This window comes from Pseudomonas sp. LSJ-87, assembly GCF_032971465.1.
Taxonomy (GTDB): domain Bacteria; phylum Pseudomonadota; class Gammaproteobacteria; order Pseudomonadales; family Pseudomonadaceae; genus Aquipseudomonas; species Aquipseudomonas putida_Z.
Genome location: NZ_JAWJYQ010000017.1, coordinates 191,380 through 208,340, shown reverse-complemented (window position 1 = coordinate 208,340; position 16,961 = coordinate 191,380). Strand labels below are relative to the sequence as shown.

The window sequence follows — 16,961 nt, the reverse complement described above, 5'->3', positions numbered from 1 at the left end:
TAGGTATGCGCATACGCGCACTGGTCGCCATCGTTGGGCTGCTGCTGACAACGGTGACCGTTGACGCTCTGGCCGTCACTCAAGTCAAGAGCATGCGCCTGTGGCGCGCGCCGGACAACACGCGGCTGGTCTTCGACCTGTCTGGCCCCGTGCAGCACAGCGTCTTCACCCTGAGCGCACCTGATCGCCTGGTTATCGACATCAATGGCGCGACCTTGGCCGCGCCACTGAACGTGGCTACCTCCAATACGCCGATCAGCAGCGTGCGTTCGGCTCAGCGCACCCCGACCGACCTGCGCGTGGTGGTCGACCTGAAAAAGTCGGTCACCCCAAAAAGCTTCACCCTGGCGCCCAACGCCCAGTACGGCAACCGCCTGGTGGTCGACCTGTACGACCAGGAGGCTGACGCCATCGCGGCCAGCGCGCCTGCTCCGGCCCCGACTCCGGCACCAACGCCTGCAACCACGCCAGCAGTGCCGGTGACCCCGGCCCAGCCTGCCATCAAGCTGCCGCCGGTTCCCAACGGCAAGCGTGACATCGTGGTTGCCATCGACGCCGGTCACGGCGGCGAAGACCCGGGTGCATCCGGGTCGCGTGGCCAGCATGAAAAAGACATCGTGCTGCAGATCGCCAAGGAACTGCAGCGCCAGATCAACAGCGAAAAAGGCTTCCGGGCCGAGCTGACCCGTACCGGCGACTACTTCATCCCACTGCGCAAGCGCACGGAAATCGCCCGCAAGAAGGGCGCCGACCTGTTCATCTCGATCCACGCCGACGCCGCGCCGTCCCGCGCCGCCTTTGGCGCCTCGGTGTTCGCCCTGTCCGACCGCGGTGCTACCTCCGAGACCGCGCGCTGGCTGGCTGACACGGAAAACCGTTCCGACCTGATCGGTGGTGCCGGTAACGTCAGCCTCGACGACAAGGACCGCATGTTGGCCGGCGTGCTGCTCGACCTGTCGATGACCGCCACGCTCAGCTCCAGCCTCAATGTCGGGCAGAAGGTGCTGGGCAACATGGGCCGCATTACCTCGCTGCACAAGCAGCGGGTGGAACAGGCCGGCTTCATGGTGCTGAAGTCGCCGGATATTCCGTCGATCCTCGTTGAAACCGGGTTCATCTCGAACAACAACGAAGCCGCCAAGCTGGCCACCGCCAGCCATCAGCAGGCCCTGGCCCGTTCGATCCACACCGGTGTGCGCCAGTACTTCCAGCAGAACCCGCCGCCTGGCACCTACATCGCCTGGCTGCGCGACACCGGCAAGATCGCCGCTGGCCCGCGTGAGCACACGGTACGCCCTGGCGAGACCCTGGCGATGCTTGCCGTGCGCTACCAGGTCAGCGTGACCAGCCTGCGCAGCACCAACAGCCTCAAGACCGATGAGCTGAAGGTCGGCCAGCGCCTCGATATCCCCGCTACCACGTTGGCCTCGCAATGAGTGGTGGTTCGCGCATCCAGCTGCTCAGCCCGCGGCTGGCCAACCAGATTGCCGCCGGTGAGGTTGTCGAGCGGCCGGCTTCTGTCGCCAAGGAGTTGCTGGAAAACAGCCTGGACTCCGGCGCCCGGCGTATCGACGTGGAAGTGGAGCAGGGCGGCGTCAAGCTGCTGCGGGTGCGTGACGATGGCAGCGGCATTTCCGCCGACGACCTGCCGCTGGCCCTGGCCCGTCACGCCACCAGCAAGATCCGCGAGCTGGAAGACCTGGAAGGGGTATTGAGCCTGGGCTTCCGTGGTGAGGCCCTGGCCTCGATCAGCTCGGTGGCGCGCCTGACCCTGACCTCGCGTACCGCCAGCGCTACCGAGGCCTGGCAGGTGGAAACCGAAGGCCGCGACATGACCCCGCGGGTGCAGCCGGCGGCGCACCCGGTGGGTACTTCGGTTGAAGTGCGCGACCTGTTCTTCAATACCCCGGCCCGGCGCAAGTTCCTCAAGGCCGAGAAAACCGAATTCGATCACCTGCAGGAAGTGATACGGCGCCTGGCGCTGGCGCGCTTCGATGTCGGCTTCCACCTGCGCCACAACGGCAAGAGCATCCTCAGCCTGCACGAGGCCCACGATGAAACCGCCCGTGCGCGGCGGGTGGGCGCCATCTGCGGCCCGGGCTTCATGGAGCAGGCGCTGCCGATCGACGTGGAACGCAATGGCCTGCGCCTGTGGGGCTGGGTCGGCCTGCCGACCTTCTCGCGCAGCCAGGCAGACCTGCAGTATTTCTTCGTCAACGGCCGTGCGGTGCGCGACAAGCTGGTCGCCCACGCCGTGCGCCAGGCCTACCGTGACGTGCTGTTCAATGGTCGGCATCCGACCTTCGTGCTGTTCCTGGAGCTGGAGCCCAACGGCGTCGACGTCAACGTGCACCCGACCAAGCACGAAGTGCGTTTCCGCGAGGGGCGCTCTGTGCACGACTTCCTGTATGGCACCTTGCATCGCGCCCTGGCCGATGTGCGCCCGGAAGACCAGTTGGCGGCGCCTGCTGCCGTGCCCGAAGTGGTTCGCCCCACGGGCCAGCAGGCCGGTGAGTTCGGCCCCCAGGGCGAAATGCGCCTGGCCTCGCCGGTGCTCGAGCAGCCGCGAGCCCCGCAGCAGTCGTTTTCCAGTGGCGGCAGTGGCGCGGGTTACCAGTACCAGTACGCCCCGCGCCCCTCGCAGCCGCTGCCAGCCGCCGAGGCACAGGCGGTTTATCGCGAGTTTTACAAACCGCTGGATGAAGACGCGGCGCCAACGGCGTTGCCCGAAAGCCAGGGTGACATTCCCCCGCTGGGCTACGCGCTGGCGCAGCTCAAGGGCATCTATATCCTGGCCGAGAACGCCATCGGCCTGGTGCTGGTAGACATGCATGCGGCCCATGAGCGCATCATGTACGAGCGCCTGAAGGTAGCCATGGCCAGCGAAGGCCTCAGCGGCCAGCCGCTGCTGGTGCCCGAGACCCTGGCCCTGAGCCAGCGTGAAGCAGACTGCGCCGAAGAGCACGCGCAGTGGTTCCAGCGGCTGGGCTTCGAACTGCAGCGGCTGGGCCCCGAGACCCTGGCCATCCGCCAGATCCCGGCTTTGCTCAAGCAGGCCGAGGCCAACCGACTGGTGCAGGATGTACTCGCCGACCTGATGGAATACGGCACCAGCGACCGTATCCAGGCGCACCTCAACGAGCTGCTCGGCACCATGGCCTGCCACGGCGCCGTGCGCGCCAACCGGCGCCTGGCGATCCCCGAGATGAACGCCCTGCTGCGTGACATGGAAAACACCGAGCGCAGCGGCCAGTGCAACCATGGTCGCCCCACCTGGACCCAGATGGGCCTGGATGACCTGGACAAACTCTTCCTGCGCGGTCGATGAAATGAGTGGCAAGCCCCCTGCAATATTCCTGATGGGCCCGACGGCGGCCGGCAAGACCGACCTGGCCATCGAGCTGACCAAAGTGCTGCCGTGCGAGCTGATCAGCGTCGATTCGGCGCTGGTCTACCGCGGCATGGACATCGGTTCGGCCAAGCCGTCGAAAGAAATCCTCGCCGCTCACCCGCACCGGCTGATCGACATTCGCGACCCGGCCGAGAGCTATTCGGCTGCGCAGTTCCGTGCCGATGCCCTGGAGGCCATGGCCGAGATCACCGCGCGCGGCAAGATCCCGCTGCTGGTGGGCGGCACCATGCTCTATTACAAGGCGTTGATCGATGGCCTGGCCGACATGCCGGCGGCCGATGCCGCGGTGCGTGCCGAGCTGGAAGCCCAGGCCGAGGCGCTGGGCCTGGCCGAGTTGCACCGCCAGTTGGCCGAGGTTGACCCTGAGTCGGCGGCGCGCATCCACCCCAACGACCCGCAGCGGTTGATCCGGGCGTTGGAGGTGTACCGGGTGAGTGGCGAGAGCATGACGGCACATCGACAGCGTCAATTCGCGGAAAGTCGCGGCGCAGACGCAGGCGCTGGCGGACATTTGCCCTATACTGTCGCGAGTTTGGCGATTGCTCCTACAGATCGTCACATTTTGCATCAGCGAATTGCGTTACGATTTTCACAGATGCTGGAACAGGGCTTCGTCGACGAGGTCCGATCGCTGCGAGCCAGAAGTGACTTGCACGCCGGGCTGCCGTCTATACGGGCAGTGGGGTATCGGCAGGTCTGGGATTACCTGGACGGCAAGCTGACTGAGAATGAGATGCGTGAACGCGGTATCATTGCCACCAGGCAGCTGGCCAAGCGGCAGTTCACCTGGTTGCGTGGCTGGCCCGAAGTACACTGGCTTGACAGCCTGGCCTGCGACAATCTGTCCCGCACCTTGAAATACCTTGGGGCCATCTCCATATTGAGCTGAGTCCCTGCTGATTGCCGTCTATTCTTGCGAAGGGGCGGCCTAATTTATCGATTTTCTTGATTTTCTATTATTTATCCTTACAGGAGTGCGGCATATGTCAAAAGGGCATTCGCTACAAGACCCTTACTTGAACACCTTGAGAAAAGAAAAGGTCCCGGTATCCATCTACCTGGTCAACGGCATCAAACTGCAGGGTTCGATCGAGTCCTTCGACCAGTTCGTGGTACTGCTGAAGAACACCGTCAGCCAGATGGTCTACAAGCACGCCATCTCGACCGTGGTTCCTGCCCGTCCGGTTCGTCTGCCAAGCCCGTCCGATTCCGAACACGGCGACAGCGAGCCAGGCAACGCCTGATAGGAGCCTGCATTGTTCTTTGAGCGCCACGGTGGTGGTGAGCGGGCGTTGCTCGTTCACTTGGAAGGTCAGAACCCTGAGGCGCGCGAAGACCCGCAGGAGTTCCAGGAGCTGGCATTGTCGGCCGGTGCCGACATCGTCTCGCTGGTCACGGTGACAAGGCATCAGCCTTCCGCCAAATACCTGATTGGCAGTGGCAAGGTCGAAGAGTTGCACGACCTGGTCCATGCCGAACAGGTAGACCTGGTGATTTTCAATCACACCCTCACGCCCAGTCAGGAGCGCAACCTCGAACGTGTGTTCGAGTGTCGTGTGCTCGACCGTACCGGGCTGATCCTCGATATCTTCGCCCAACGGGCGCGTACCCATGAAGGCAAGCTGCAGGTCGAACTGGCCCAGCTCGAACACATGAGCACGCGGCTGGTGCGCGGCTGGACCCACCTTGAGCGACAGAAGGGTGGTATCGGCCTGCGTGGCCCGGGTGAAACCCAGCTGGAAACCGACCGCCGCCTGTTGCGGGTGCGCATTCGCCAGATCAAGTCACGCCTGGAGAAGGTGCGCAGCCAGCGCGAGCAGGCGCGCCGCGGGCGCAAGCGCGCGGACATTCCGTCGGTATCGCTGGTGGGTTATACCAACGCCGGCAAGTCCACGCTGTTCAACGCCCTGACCGAATCCGAGGTGTATGCCGCGGACCAGCTGTTCGCCACCCTCGACCCGACCCTGCGTCGGCTCGAGCTGAACGACCTGGGGCCGATCGTGCTGGCCGACACCGTGGGCTTCATTCGCCACCTGCCGCACAAGCTGGTCGAGGCATTTCGGGCTACGCTCGAAGAGTCGAGCAACTCCGACTTGTTGCTGCATGTGATCGACGCCCATGAGCCGGAGCGCATGGAGCAGATCGAGCAGGTGCTGGCGGTGTTGGGCGAGATTGGTGCCGAAGGGTTGCCGATCCTCGAGGTGTATAACAAACTCGACCTGCTCGAAGATGTCGAGCCGCAGATCCAGCGCAATGCCGATGGCAAGCCGGAACGGGTCTGGGTATCGGCACGCGATGGGCGTGGCCTGGAGCTGGTCGGCCAGGCGATTGCCGAGTTGCTGGGGGATGATCTGTTTGTCGGTACCCTGTGTCTGGAGCAGCGTTTTGCCCGCTTGCGCGCGCAATTCTTTGCCCTGGGTGCCGTGCAGAGTGAAGAGCATGATGAAGAAGGGCGCAGCCTGCTGAGCGTGCGACTGCCCATGGTCGAACTGAATCGCCTGGTCAGCCGCGAAGGCATGGAGCCGCAAGTGTTTGTCGAGCAACACACTTTGCAATAAATGCTCGTCGAGGTCGCCGGGCAGCAGTGACAGGCATTCTGTAGCATTGGACGGCGCGCCGTGGGCGCGTCTTTGCTTTATCAGATGGAGAGCGCTATGGCTTGGAACGAGCCGGGTGGCAACTCGAACAATCAGGATCCCTGGGGCGGTCGCCGGAATGGCGGTGGCGGCGGTGGTGACAAGAAAGGTCCACCGGACCTGGACGAGGCCTTCCGCAAATTGCAGGACAGCCTGAACGGCATGTTCGGCAGTGGCAAGAAACGTGGCGGCGGTGACCGCAATGTCGGCAAGGGCGGTGGCCTGGGCCTGCTGGGCATCGGCCTGGCGGTGCTGGCTGCTATCTGGCTGTACAGCGCCGTGTACGTGGTCGACGAGCAGGAGCAGGCCGTGGTGCTGCGCTTCGGCAAGTACTATGAGACGGTCGGTCCCGGCCTGAACATCTACTTCCCGCCGATCGATCGCAAGTACATGGAGAACGTCACGCGCGAGCGTGCCTACACCAAGCAGGGCCAGATGCTGACCGAAGACGAGAACATCGTCGAGGTACCGCTGACCGTCCAGTACAAGATCAGCAACCTGCAGGACTTCGTGCTCAACGTCGACCAGCCTGAGGTCAGCCTGCAGCACGCGACCGACAGTGCCCTGCGCCACGTGGTGGGTTCCACCTCGATGGACCAGGTGCTGACCGAAGGCCGCGAGCAGATGGCCGTGGATATCCGCGAACGCCTGCAGCGCTTCCTCGACACCTACCGCACCGGTATCAGCGTTACCCAGGTCAACGTGCAGAGCGCGGCAGCCCCGCGTGAAGTGCAGGAAGCCTTCGACGACGTGATCCGTGCCCGCGAAGACGAGCAGCGTGCCCGCAACCAGGCCGAGTCCTACGCCAATGGCGTGGTGCCGGAAGCCCGTGGTCAGGCCCAGCGCATCATCGAGGACGCCAACGGTTACCGCGACGAAGTCATCGCCCGCGCCAAGGGTGAGGCCGACCGCTTCACCAAGCTGGTCGCCGAGTACCGCAAGGCACCTGACGTGACCCGTCAGCGTCTGTACCTGGAGACCATGCAAGAGGTCTACAGCAATTCGAGCAAGGTCATGGTGGCGACCAAGGACGGGCAGAACAACCTGCTCTACCTGCCGCTGGACAAGATGGTCGAAGGCAGCCGCAACCCGTCCGCGCCGACCGCCAGTGTGTCGCCATCGGTCAACGATGCGGCCGCGCGTGCAGCGCAGGACCTGCAACAGCAACAGCAGCCGCTGCGCACTAGGGAGAGCCGCTGATGAGCAACAGATCGCTGATCGCCCTGATCGCCGCCGTGGTCCTGGCCATCGTGGCCTGGAACAGCTTCTACATCGTGTCCCAGACCGAACGTGCGGTACTGCTGCGCTTCGGTAAGGTGGTCCAGGCGGATGTCCAGCCGGGCATGCACGTGAAGATTCCGTACGTGAACCAGGTGCGCAAGTTCGACGCCCGCCTGATGACCCTCGACGCCCCGACCCAGCGGTTCCTGACCCTGGAGAAGAAAGCGGTGATGGTCGACGCCTACGCCAAGTGGCGCGTCAAGGACGCCGAACGCTTCTACACCGCCACGTCCGGCATGAAGCAGATCGCCGACGAGCGTCTGTCGCGTCGTCTGGAAAGCGGCCTGCGTGACCAGTTCGGTAAACGTACCCTGCACGAAGTGGTTTCCGGTGAACGTGACGCGCTGATGGCTGACATCACTGCTTCGCTGAACCGCATGGCCGCCAAGGAGCTGGGTATCGAGGTGGTCGACGTGCGCGTCAAGGCCATCGACCTGCCGAAGGAAGTCAACCGCAGCGTATTCGACCGCATGAGCACCGAGCGTGAGCGTGAAGCCCGCGAGCACCGCGCCAAGGGTAACGAGCTGGCTGAAGGTATCCGTGCCGATGCCGACCGTCAGCGCCGCGTATTGCTGGCTGAGGCCTATCGCGAAGCAGAGGAAACCCGCGGTGACGGCGACGCCCAGGCGGCCGCCATCTACGCCAAGGCCTACACCCAGGACGCTGATTTCTATGCGTTCTACCGTAGCCTGCAGGCGTACCGCGAGAGCTTCTCGAGCAAGAGCGACGTGCTGGTCCTGGACCCGAAGAACGAGTTCTTCCGCTTCCTGGACAAGAGCAGGCCGTGATGCTCAGGCCCTGATTTTCATGCAGCGGCGCCCCGCCTGGCAGCTAAAACACCAGGCGGGGTGCATCCTGAATGAAAAGGGGTGTATGATGAGGCAGCCGGGAAATTTCCCGGCTTTTTTGCGTCTGCAAGGTTGATTGGCAAACCGCCAGTTGACGGTTTGGTCAGGTCGCAAGGCAATTCGAGGGTGTCGGGTACGGTGGCTGCGCTGGGATCAGTGCTGCCCGCTGCTGTGCGCGATACCGGCTTTACTGACGGCTAGCCTGCTGGCAAGCCGCCCGGACCAGAGGGGAAATGGCGTAATGGCAACGGTAGACCGCTGGCTGCTGCCAGATGGCATCGAGGAAGTACTGCCACCTGAGGCTGCGCGTATCGAGATCGCGCGCCGCCAGGTGTTGGACCTGTTCCAGAGTTGGGGCTACGAACTGGTCGTCACCCCGCATATCGAGTACCTGGAGTCGCTGCTCACCGGCGCCGGCCAGGACCTGGATCAGCGTACCTTCAAGGTAGTGGACCCGCAGTCCGGCCGCCTGATGGGCTTCCGCGCCGACTTCACCCCGCAGGTGGCACGTATCGACGCCCACACCCTGCGCCGTGAAGGCCCGAGCCGCCTGTGCTATGCCGGCAGCGTGCTGCACGCCCAGCCGCGTGCCTTGTCCACCTCGCGCAGCCCGATCCAGCTGGGTGCCGAGCTGTACGGCGACGCCAGCCCCACCAGCGATGTCGAAGTCATCAGCCTGATGCTCGCCACGCTGCAACTGACCGATGTGCCGGATGTGCACATGGACCTCGGCCACGTCGGTATCTATCGCGGCCTGGCCCGTGCTGCCGGCCTGTCCGGTGCGGTCGAGCAGCAGCTGTTCGACGCGCTGCAGCGCAAGGCCGTGGATGAAGTTCAGGTGCTGACCGCCGACCTGCCGAAGGACCTGGGCAACATGCTGCGCGCGCTGGTCGAGCTGTGCGGTGGCCGCGAAGTGCTGGCCGAAGCCCGCGTGCGCCTGGGCCGTGCCCCGGCCAGCGTGCTGGCGGCGCTGGACGACCTGCTGGCGATCGCCGATCGCCTGGCGTCGCGCTTCCCGGACCTGCCGTTGTACTTCGACCTCGGCGAGCTGCGCGGTTACCACTATCACACTGGCGTGGTGTTCGCCGTGTTCGTGCCGGGCGAAGGTCAATCGATCGCCCAGGGCGGGCGCTATGACGACATCGGCGCCGATTTCGGCCGGGCTCGCCCGGCCACCGGTTTCTCCACGGATTTGAAGACCCTGGTCACACTGGGGCGAGCGGAGGTCGTATTGCCAACTGGCGGCATCTGGATGCCGGACAGTGGCGACGCGGCCCTCTGGCAGCAAGTCTGCCAGTTGCGCAACGAGGGCCAGCGTGTGGTCCAGGCCCTGCCTGGCCAGCCGTTGAGTGCTGCTCTCGAGGCGGATTGTGATCGGCAATTGATTCAGCAAGACGGGCGCTGGCAGGTTCTGCCGCTGGCCCAGTGAGTTTCTGCGCCGGCAGTAGGCCGGCAACCAAGTTTGCGTGAATGAGGACCAATGTAATGGGTAAGAATGTCGTCGTCCTGGGCACCCAGTGGGGTGATGAGGGCAAAGGCAAGATCGTCGATCTGCTGACCGAACATGCTGCCGCCGTAGTGCGCTACCAGGGTGGCCACAACGCGGGTCACACCCTGGTGATCAACGGTGAAAAGACCGTTCTGCACCTGATTCCGTCCGGTATCCTGCGTGAAGGCGTACAGTGCCTGATCGGCAACGGCGTGGTCGTTGCCCCGGATGCCCTGATGCGTGAAATCACCAAGCTGGAAGAGAAGGGCGTACCGGTGCGCGAGCGCCTGCGCATCAGCCCGGCTGCGCCGCTGATCCTGTCGTACCACGTTGCCCTGGACCAGGCCCGCGAAAAAGCCCGTGGCGAAGCCAAGATCGGCACCACCGGCCGTGGTATCGGCCCAGCCTACGAAGACAAGGTCGCACGCCGCGGCCTGCGCGTGGGCGACCTGTTCCACCGCGAGCGTTTCGCCGCCAAGCTGGGTGAGCTGCTGGACTACCACAACTTCCAGCTGGTGAACTACTACAAAGAGCCGGCCATCGACTTCCAGCAGACCCTGGACGAATGCATGGCCTACGCCGAACAGCTCAAGCCGATGATGCTCGACGTCACCGCCGAGCTGCACAACCTGCGTCGCGCCGGCAAGGACATCATGTTCGAAGGTGCCCAGGGCTCGCTGCTGGACATCGACCACGGTACCTACCCGTACGTCACCAGCTCCAACACCACCGCTGGCGGTATCTCCACCGGTTCTGGCGTTGGCCCGATGTACCTGGACTACATCCTGGGTATCACCAAGGCCTACACCACTCGCGTAGGTTCCGGTCCGTTCCCGACCGAACTGTTCGACGAGACTGGCGCTACCCTGGCCAAGCGTGGCCATGAGTTCGGCTCCACCACCGGCCGTGCACGCCGTTGCGGCTGGTTCGATGCCGTGATCCTGCGTCGCGCCATCGACGTCAACAGCATTTCGGGGATCTGCCTGACCAAGCTGGACGTGCTGGATGGCCTGGAAACCATCAACATCTGCGTTGGCTACAAGAACGAGAACGGTGCCGTCATCGACGCGCCTTCCGATGCCGACAGCTACATCGGCCTGGAGCCGGTGTACGAAGAGATGCCAGGCTGGAGCGAGTCGACCCTGGGCGTGAAAACCCTGGAAGATCTGCCAGCCAACGCTCGCGCCTACATCAAGCGCATCGAAGCGCTGATCGGCGCGCCGATCGACATCATCTCCACCGGCCCGGACCGCAACGAGACCATCGTTCTGCGTCATCCGTTCGCCTGATCTGCCTTCCAGGCTGATCTGACGCCGTGGCCCTGAAAGGGGCTGCGGCGTTTTCATTTGTGGGGTATGCCTGTCCCGGCCCTATCGCCGGCAAGCCAGCTCCCACAGGTACACCACAGGCCTCAAGACATGTGGAGTACCTGTGGGAGCGGGCAAGCCCGCGAAGAGGCCAGTACAGGAAAACCCATTGCTGAACCTTGGCACTTATCCCTGCTGACCCCGGCACAACCCTTGCTGTAAGAAGTTTCTGAAGATGCCATCAAAATAGTGGCGCCAGAAAACACGAGGGTTACACCGTGTCTGCCATCCTCTCACTGTTACGAAGCCGCCTTTTGCGGCCTGTGTTTGTTGCCCTTGGTATCGCTCTTTTGGTGCAGGTGCTGGTCGCCGTTGCGCTTACCCGAAGCACGGTCACCGCCTTGGAAGCCGACCTGGGCGAACGCCTGGGCAATGACAGCCGCCAGCTCGCCAGTGAGCTGGAGCAAGCCGGGCAAGACGTGCGCTCAGGCCTCGACGGCCTCTCCAGCAGCACCCGCCAGCGCCTTAGCGCAGGTTTGTCGGCGCGCCTGCAAAGCGAGCAGCAGCAGCTGCGCAGCACGTTGGAAAAGAACCTCAAGGACTCCGCCAACGATATGGCCGAGCTGCTGGCGTCGGTCGCACCGCGGGCGATATGGGACAACGACGTGCCGGTGCTCTCCGACTTCGCTCGGCGTGCGCAGCGCAACCCTAACGTGCTGTTCGTGGTCTACGACGACGCCCAGGGCCAGCACCTGACTCGCTACCTGAACCGGCAAAACCCGATCAACCAGGCATTGATGGACAAAGGCCAGGGCGAGCGTGCGCTGGACAAGGTGATCGACGCGGCCCGGCGCGACCCGGCGGTGTACTTCGTCGAGGCCTCGATCAACCCCAATGGTGCAGAAATCGGCAAGGTGGTGATGGGCGTTTCCACCGCCGGCATCGACCAGGAGCTCAAGGCTCTCGACCAGCGCTTCGCCGCCCTGATCGCCAGCGGCGAGCAACTGGTCGGCGACAGCCTGGTCGGTGCTGCAGCCGACAGTGGCAAGACCTTGCGCGAGCGCCTGGAAAAGGCGCAGGGCAGCGCAGCCGCGATGCAGGCCAATACCGCACAGACCGTGCGCGATGCTGCCGCCGAACTGCGCTGGCGTATCGGCCTGGGCCTGATGCTGGTCGGCCTGGGTGTGCTGGTTGTGGTGGCTGTGGTGCTTGGCCGCCGGGTGCTGAGCAAGCTGCGCCTGCTGATTGCCGCCCTCGATGACCTGGCGGCTGGCGAAGGCGACCTGACCAAGCGTGTGCCCCTCGACAGCCGCGACGAAATTGGCGACATGGCTTCGGCGGTGAACCGCTTTGTCGACAAGCTGCAACCCATCGTGCGCGAGGCGGGCGAGGTGGCGCAGCGCACCGGCGTTGAGATTGGCGCGATGGCCCAGCGCAATGCCGGTGCCGATGCTGCTGCTGCACTGCAACGCGACGAAGTGGCGGCCAGCCTGCGCGACCTGTCGAGCATGGCCGACGAGGCCCAGGCTGAAAGCCACGCGATGCAGGCAGCCCTGCAGCAGGTGGTGGATATCCGCCAGGCAACTGACGAGAACAGCCGCACATCGACCCAGCTAGCCGGTCTGATCGAGAACTTGGCCGGGCAGGTGGAGGCCGGCTCCCAGGTGATCGAGCGCCTGGCCAAGCAGAGTGAGCAGATCGAAGTGGTGCTGACGGTTATCCACGGCATCGCCGAACAGACCAACCTGCTGGCCTTGAACGCGGCCATCGAAGCCGCCCGTGCTGGCGAAACCGGGCGCGGGTTTGCCGTCGTGGCCGATGAGGTGCGGGCGTTGGCGAGCAAGACGCAAAGTTCCACGGGAGATATCCAGGCGCATATCGCCGCGCTGCAGAAGGGGGCCAAGGAGGCCGTGGCCACCATCAGCCAGGCCGGGCTCAAGGCCAGCGAAGGGCTGCTGGTGCTGCGTGACAACGAGCGCCGCCAGCAGTCGGTGCAGGCAGCGGTGGAGCAGGTGCACGCGGCCATCGGCCTGGCCACCCGGGCGGCCGAACAGCAGGCGAGCGGGGCGCAGGCAGTGCGTGGACGGGTGGAAACCATACACGCCCAGGCCGAACGCTCGGCCGAGGTGGTGATGCAGACCACCGCCAGCAGCAAGGTGCTGGATGACCTGGCGGCACAGCTGCGTGCCAGCCTGGGCCAATTCAGAGCCTGACCCGATCATTGTGGGAGCGGGCGTGCCCGCGAAGCAGGCGACACGGTGGATGGCACCGGCTTCGCCGGTGTTCGCGGGCATGCCCGCTCCCACATCGATCGCGACACAGGGCCCTTACCTCTGTGGGCAGCAGGGCTGCGCGGTATCTGTGGGAGCGGGCAAGCCCGCGAAGAAGGTTACGCCTTGTTCAGATACATCCGCGTAGTCAGCAAATACACTGGCAACCCCGAAACCACAATCAACAACGCCGCATAAGGCGCTGCCGCCGCGAACTCGACGTTGGCCGTGTGTGCCCACACCTCCGTGGCCAGGGTGGTCATGCCGGTCGGGCTGAGCAGCAAGGTAGCTGTCAGTTCCTTCATGGCATCCAGGAACACCAGGGCAAAGGCTGCCGCCATGGCCGGGAAGATGATCGGCAGGGTCACCCGGCAGAACGCGGCAAAGCTGCTCGCGCCCAAGGTTCGTGCCGCTTCCTCCAGGGTAGGTGAAGCCTTGTTCAGTGCGGTGCGCACCGGCGACTGCGCCAGCGGCAGGAACAGCAGCGCATAGGCCAGCAGCAACAGTGCCGTGGTCTGGTACAGCGCCGGCACGTAATGCAGGGCGAAGAATACCAGGGTCAGGGCAATCACCAGGCCGGGCAGGGCGTGCAACAGGTATGGCAGGCGCTCGGCCCAAATTGCCAGGCGGCCCTTGTAGCGCACCACCAGGAAGCTGATTGGCAGGGCTAGCAACACGCAGAAACCGGCACCCCCCAGCGACACCGACAATGAGGTGAACAGCGCCTTGGAAATGGCTGCCACAGGGAATGCCGCCGATGAACCCACGCTCAACCAGTAGCCGAGCATGGCCAGCGGAATACCGCTGCCCAACACCGCCAGGCCCACGCAGAACAGTTGCGCCAGCACTGCCCAGCCACGCAGCCGCACCGGCTGTGCTCGCCGCGCCACACCCTGGCCGATGCGCACATGACGGGCTTTGCCACGTACCCGCAGTTCAAGCCACAGCATTACCAGGCACATCGCCAACAGTACGGCGGACAGCATGGCCGCGTTGGCATTGCTGAACTCCAGTTCGAACTGCTGGTAAATCGCCGTGGTGAAGGTTTGCAAGCCGAGGATCGACAAGGCGCCGAACTCTACCAGCATGTGCAGGGCGATCAGCAGCGCGCCGCCCAGCATCGATGGCCATAGCAGCGGCAGGGTGACCTTGATGAATACGCCCCAGCGGCTGCAGCCCAGCGTACGTGCCGACTCCTCCAGCGAGGTATCGAGGTTGCGCAGGGTCGCGGCCACCGGCAGGAACACCAGTGGGTACTTGGACAGGGCCATGACCATGATCGCCCCGCCCAGCCCTTCGAAGTCCGAGCTCAGCGACACCCAGGTGAAGCTGCTGACGAACGACGGCACGGCGAACGGCAGGCACAGCACCACGCCCCACAGCCGGCGGCCGGCCAGGTTGCTGCGCTCCAGCAGCCAGGCCAGGGCCAGGCCGACCACCATGCAGGTCAGCGTCACCCCGACCATCAGCATCAGGGTGTTGCGCATCAGCCCCCAGACAAACGGCCGCCACAGCAGGTGCAAGGCTTCGCGCCAGCCGGCCTCCCAGGCTTTCATGGCAACGTACAGCAAAGGCAGCAAGCTCATCGCTACCAGGAACAGCACAGGCAGCACCACCCAGACAGAGGGGCGCTTGCGGCGCGGTACGAAGCGTACCGGCACCGGCTCGGACAGGGCGGCAGTCATCAGAGCAGGCCGACCTCGCGCTCAAGCTCGATCGCTTCCTCGGCATTGCCCAGGTCGGCTGGTGAGATCTTCGGTGGGCGCAGGTCCTCGAACGGCTTCAGGCCACGGTCGGAGACCATGCCTTTGTGCAGCGGGTACTCGGCGGTGGTCTGGGTGATCACGCGCTGGCCTTCTTCGCTGGCCATCCAGTTGAGCAGGGCCTGGGCTTCTTTCGGGTGCTTGCTGGCCTTGACCACGGCTGCGCCGGAAATGGTGACCAGGTTGCCGGCATCGCCATCGGCCAGGTAGTAGAGCTTGGTGTCCAGCTTGCCGCGCTCGCGCTCAAGCGCATACCAGTAGTAGTTGTTCACCAGTACCGCAGCCACTTCGCCTTTTTCCACGGCTTTGAGGGCGACCATGTTGTTGGTGTAGGTCTTGCCGAATGCCTTCAGGCCGGTCAGCCATTCTTCGGTGGCTTCTCGCCCGTGCATCTTCAGGATGGCCACGGCCTGTTCCTGGAAGGCGCCGCTGGTGGGCACATAGCCGACGCGGCCTTCCCACTCAGGGTTGGCAAAGTCCATCACTGTGGTCGGCAGGTCTTTCTCGTCGACCTTCTTCGGGTTGAACACGACGATGCGCGTACGGGCGGTAATGCCCATCCAGGTGCCGTTGGCGCCAACGTACTCCTTGGGCATCATGTTCGCGGTGGCGTCGTCGATCTTCGCCAACAGGCCCAGTTCGCCCAGGTTGTTCAGGGGAGGGGACTCTTCGGTATAGATGATGTCGGCCGGCGAGCGTTCGCCTTCCTCGATGATCTGGCTGGCCAGCTGGTTGCTGCTGCCCTTGCGGATATCGATGTGGATGCCGGTCTTGGCCTCGTAGGCCTTGGCGATGGCCTCGCCGATTTCCTTGTGCTGACCGTTGTACATGGTCAGGGTGACCGGTGCGTCTGCCATGGCGGCCGGAGCGCCGATGGCCAGGCTCAGCACGGCGGCGGCCAAGGTACGCATCAGCGGTTGCGGGCGGATCGTCATGCGGGTACTTCCTCGCTTACGGCTACATATTTGGAAACAATGGTAAACGAAATCGTTTCTCAAGTGGCCGGGTGACGAGAAATTCATGGTCAGACCATGGTGCAAGAGTCTGAAGGTGGGTTGGCTGTGTTGGCCTCTTCGCGGGTAAACCCGCTCCCACAGGGGCATCACAGGTCTTGAGGGGAGTGAAATACCTGTGGGAGCGGCTTTAGCCGCGAAGAGGCCGGCACAGGTTTGCACCTATGACTGAAAGAGGAGGGATATAAAAATCGCAGGCAAGAAAAAACCCACTAGCAAGCTAGTGGGTTTTTGTATGGTGCCCAGGAGAAGACTCGAACTTCCACGACCGTTAAGTCACTGATACCTGAAACCAGCGCGTCTACCAATTCCGCCACCTGGGCAAAGCTTTACATCATCTGGAGAAGGCGACTATCGTTCGCTTTCACACAGTAGTAACAGATCCTTGGTCATCTGTTACTTGAAAATATTTGGTGCCCAGGAGAAGACTCGAACTTCCACGACCGTTAAGTCACTGATACCTGAAACCAGCGCGTCTACCAATTCCGCCACCTGGGCAAAGCTTTACATCATCTGGAGAAGGCGACTATCGTTCGCTTTCACACAGTAGTAACAGATCCTTGGTCATCTGTTACTTGAAAATATTTGGTGCCCAGGAGAAGACTCGAACTTCCACGGCCGTTAAGCCACTGATACCTGAAACCAGCGCGTCTACCAATTCCGCCACCTGGGCACACATTCGAGATTACTTGATGCTTTACAGCGCCGCTCATCTCTACTACAACTTCGGGGTTGTCCGTCGTTGTGGTGCGCACTATACGGACGGTCCGGGGGGCTGTAAACCCCCCAAGCGAAAAAAATTTCAAAAAATTCAACTTGTTGATTCCGCAGGCCTATTCCTGCTCGCCGGAGGCGCCGGTGGGGCTGTCCAAGGCTGACATTTCCGGTTTCAATACGCCTATGCCAGAATTCATATCTATATACCCCAAGGTGAACCCCTTC

The 16,961-nt window shown here is 63.5% G+C and carries 12 protein-coding genes, 3 tRNA genes and 1 pseudogene; 11 read left to right on the top strand and 5 right to left on the bottom strand.

What is annotated here, in order from left to right; translation table 11 throughout:
- Positions 1-5: 5 nt before the first annotated feature.
- The 11 genes and pseudogenes from RYH74_RS12215 (at position 6) to RYH74_RS26485 (ending at position 13,186) form a co-directional block, all read left to right on the top strand.
- The gene (locus tag RYH74_RS12215; protein WP_075046528.1) at positions 6-1,436 is read left to right on the top strand and encodes an N-acetylmuramoyl-L-alanine amidase; all 1,431 of its coding nucleotides are present in this window, start codon (positions 6-8) and stop codon (positions 1,434-1,436) included.
- Positions 1,433-3,328, top strand: a complete 1,896-nt coding sequence (gene mutL, locus RYH74_RS12210; RefSeq protein ID WP_317409461.1) for a DNA mismatch repair endonuclease MutL — start codon at positions 1,433-1,435, stop codon at positions 3,326-3,328. The genes RYH74_RS12215 and mutL overlap by 4 nt, the downstream gene beginning before the upstream one ends.
- A gap of 1 nt (position 3,329) precedes the next feature.
- Positions 3,330-4,301, top strand: coding sequence for a tRNA (adenosine(37)-N6)-dimethylallyltransferase MiaA (gene miaA / locus RYH74_RS12205; RefSeq protein WP_013974436.1), 972 nt, complete (start codon positions 3,330-3,332; stop codon positions 4,299-4,301).
- A 94-nt stretch (positions 4,302-4,395) separates the two neighbouring features.
- Positions 4,396-4,656 carry an RNA chaperone Hfq gene (hfq, locus tag RYH74_RS12200; protein WP_003258160.1) on the top strand — a complete coding sequence of 87 codons (261 nt, stop codon included), beginning with the start codon at positions 4,396-4,398 and terminating at the stop codon, positions 4,654-4,656.
- A gap of 12 nt (positions 4,657-4,668) precedes the next feature.
- Positions 4,669-5,970: a ribosome rescue GTPase HflX gene (hflX, locus tag RYH74_RS12195; RefSeq protein WP_144175168.1), complete on the top strand. Its 1,302-nt coding sequence runs from the start codon at positions 4,669-4,671 to the stop codon at positions 5,968-5,970.
- Between the two features lie 96 nt (positions 5,971-6,066).
- Positions 6,067-7,248 carry an FtsH protease activity modulator HflK gene (gene hflK / locus RYH74_RS12190; RefSeq protein ID WP_025340824.1) on the top strand — a complete coding sequence of 394 codons (1,182 nt, stop codon included), beginning with the start codon at positions 6,067-6,069 and terminating at the stop codon, positions 7,246-7,248.
- Complete coding sequence (gene hflC, locus RYH74_RS12185; protein WP_013974432.1) at positions 7,248-8,117, top strand: protease modulator HflC; 870 nt, start codon at positions 7,248-7,250, stop codon at positions 8,115-8,117. The genes hflK and hflC overlap by 1 nt, the downstream gene beginning before the upstream one ends.
- A 301-nt stretch (positions 8,118-8,418) precedes the next feature.
- Positions 8,419-9,606: an ATP phosphoribosyltransferase regulatory subunit gene (locus tag RYH74_RS12180; RefSeq protein ID WP_013974431.1), complete on the top strand. Its 1,188-nt coding sequence runs from the start codon at positions 8,419-8,421 to the stop codon at positions 9,604-9,606.
- A gap of 56 nt (positions 9,607-9,662) precedes the next feature.
- A complete protein-coding gene (locus tag RYH74_RS12175) occupies positions 9,663-10,955 on the top strand; it encodes an adenylosuccinate synthase (RefSeq protein WP_061550605.1) in 1,293 nt (430 codons plus the stop codon).
- Between the two features lie 632 nt (positions 10,956-11,587).
- A pseudogene (locus RYH74_RS26490) lies at positions 11,588-12,280 on the top strand (methyl-accepting chemotaxis protein); the annotation flags it as partial.
- A 21-nt stretch (positions 12,281-12,301) separates the two neighbouring features.
- Complete coding sequence (locus tag RYH74_RS26485; RefSeq protein WP_371034222.1) at positions 12,302-13,186, top strand: methyl-accepting chemotaxis protein; 885 nt, start codon at positions 12,302-12,304, stop codon at positions 13,184-13,186.
- Between the two features lie 176 nt (positions 13,187-13,362).
- Here RYH74_RS26485 and RYH74_RS12165 read toward each other — a convergent pair whose 3' ends face one another.
- The 5 genes from RYH74_RS12165 to RYH74_RS12145 form a co-directional block, all read right to left on the bottom strand.
- Positions 13,363-14,928, bottom strand: coding sequence for an ABC transporter permease (locus tag RYH74_RS12165; RefSeq protein ID WP_013974423.1), 1,566 nt, complete (start codon positions 14,926-14,928; stop codon positions 13,363-13,365).
- On the bottom strand, positions 14,928-15,941 hold the full coding sequence (locus RYH74_RS12160) for an extracellular solute-binding protein (protein WP_013974422.1): 1,014 nt from the start codon (positions 15,939-15,941) through the stop codon (positions 14,928-14,930). Before RYH74_RS12160 ends, RYH74_RS12165 begins: the two co-directional genes overlap by 1 nt.
- 314 nt (positions 15,942-16,255) lie before the next feature.
- A tRNA-Leu gene (locus tag RYH74_RS12155) sits at positions 16,256-16,342 on the bottom strand.
- Between the two features lie 88 nt (positions 16,343-16,430).
- Positions 16,431-16,517 (bottom strand) — tRNA-Leu (locus RYH74_RS12150).
- A gap of 88 nt (positions 16,518-16,605) precedes the next feature.
- Positions 16,606-16,692: transfer RNA gene (locus tag RYH74_RS12145), tRNA-Leu, on the bottom strand.
- Between the last annotated feature and the right edge of the window lie 269 nt (positions 16,693-16,961).

Coding starts and splice junctions, on each gene's coding strand:
- RYH74_RS12215 (WP_075046528.1), top strand. CDS start 6: ATGCGCATACGCGCACTGGTCGCCATCGTTGGGCTGCTGCTGACAACG.
- mutL (WP_317409461.1), top strand. CDS start 1,433: ATGAGTGGTGGTTCGCGCATCCAGCTGCTCAGCCCGCGGCTGGCCAAC.
- miaA (WP_013974436.1), top strand. CDS start 3,330: ATGAGTGGCAAGCCCCCTGCAATATTCCTGATGGGCCCGACGGCGGCC.
- hfq (WP_003258160.1), top strand. CDS start 4,396: ATGTCAAAAGGGCATTCGCTACAAGACCCTTACTTGAACACCTTGAGA.
- hflK (WP_025340824.1), top strand. CDS start 6,067: ATGGCTTGGAACGAGCCGGGTGGCAACTCGAACAATCAGGATCCCTGG.
- hflC (WP_013974432.1), top strand. CDS start 7,248: ATGAGCAACAGATCGCTGATCGCCCTGATCGCCGCCGTGGTCCTGGCC.
- RYH74_RS12180 (WP_013974431.1), top strand. CDS start 8,419: ATGGCAACGGTAGACCGCTGGCTGCTGCCAGATGGCATCGAGGAAGTA.
- RYH74_RS12175 (WP_061550605.1), top strand. CDS start 9,663: ATGGGTAAGAATGTCGTCGTCCTGGGCACCCAGTGGGGTGATGAGGGC.
- RYH74_RS26485 (WP_371034222.1), top strand. CDS start 12,302: ATGGCTTCGGCGGTGAACCGCTTTGTCGACAAGCTGCAACCCATCGTG.
- RYH74_RS12165 (WP_013974423.1), bottom strand. CDS start 14,928: ATGACTGCCGCCCTGTCCGAGCCGGTGCCGGTACGCTTCGTACCGCGC.
- RYH74_RS12160 (WP_013974422.1), bottom strand. CDS start 15,941: ATGACGATCCGCCCGCAACCGCTGATGCGTACCTTGGCCGCCGCCGTG.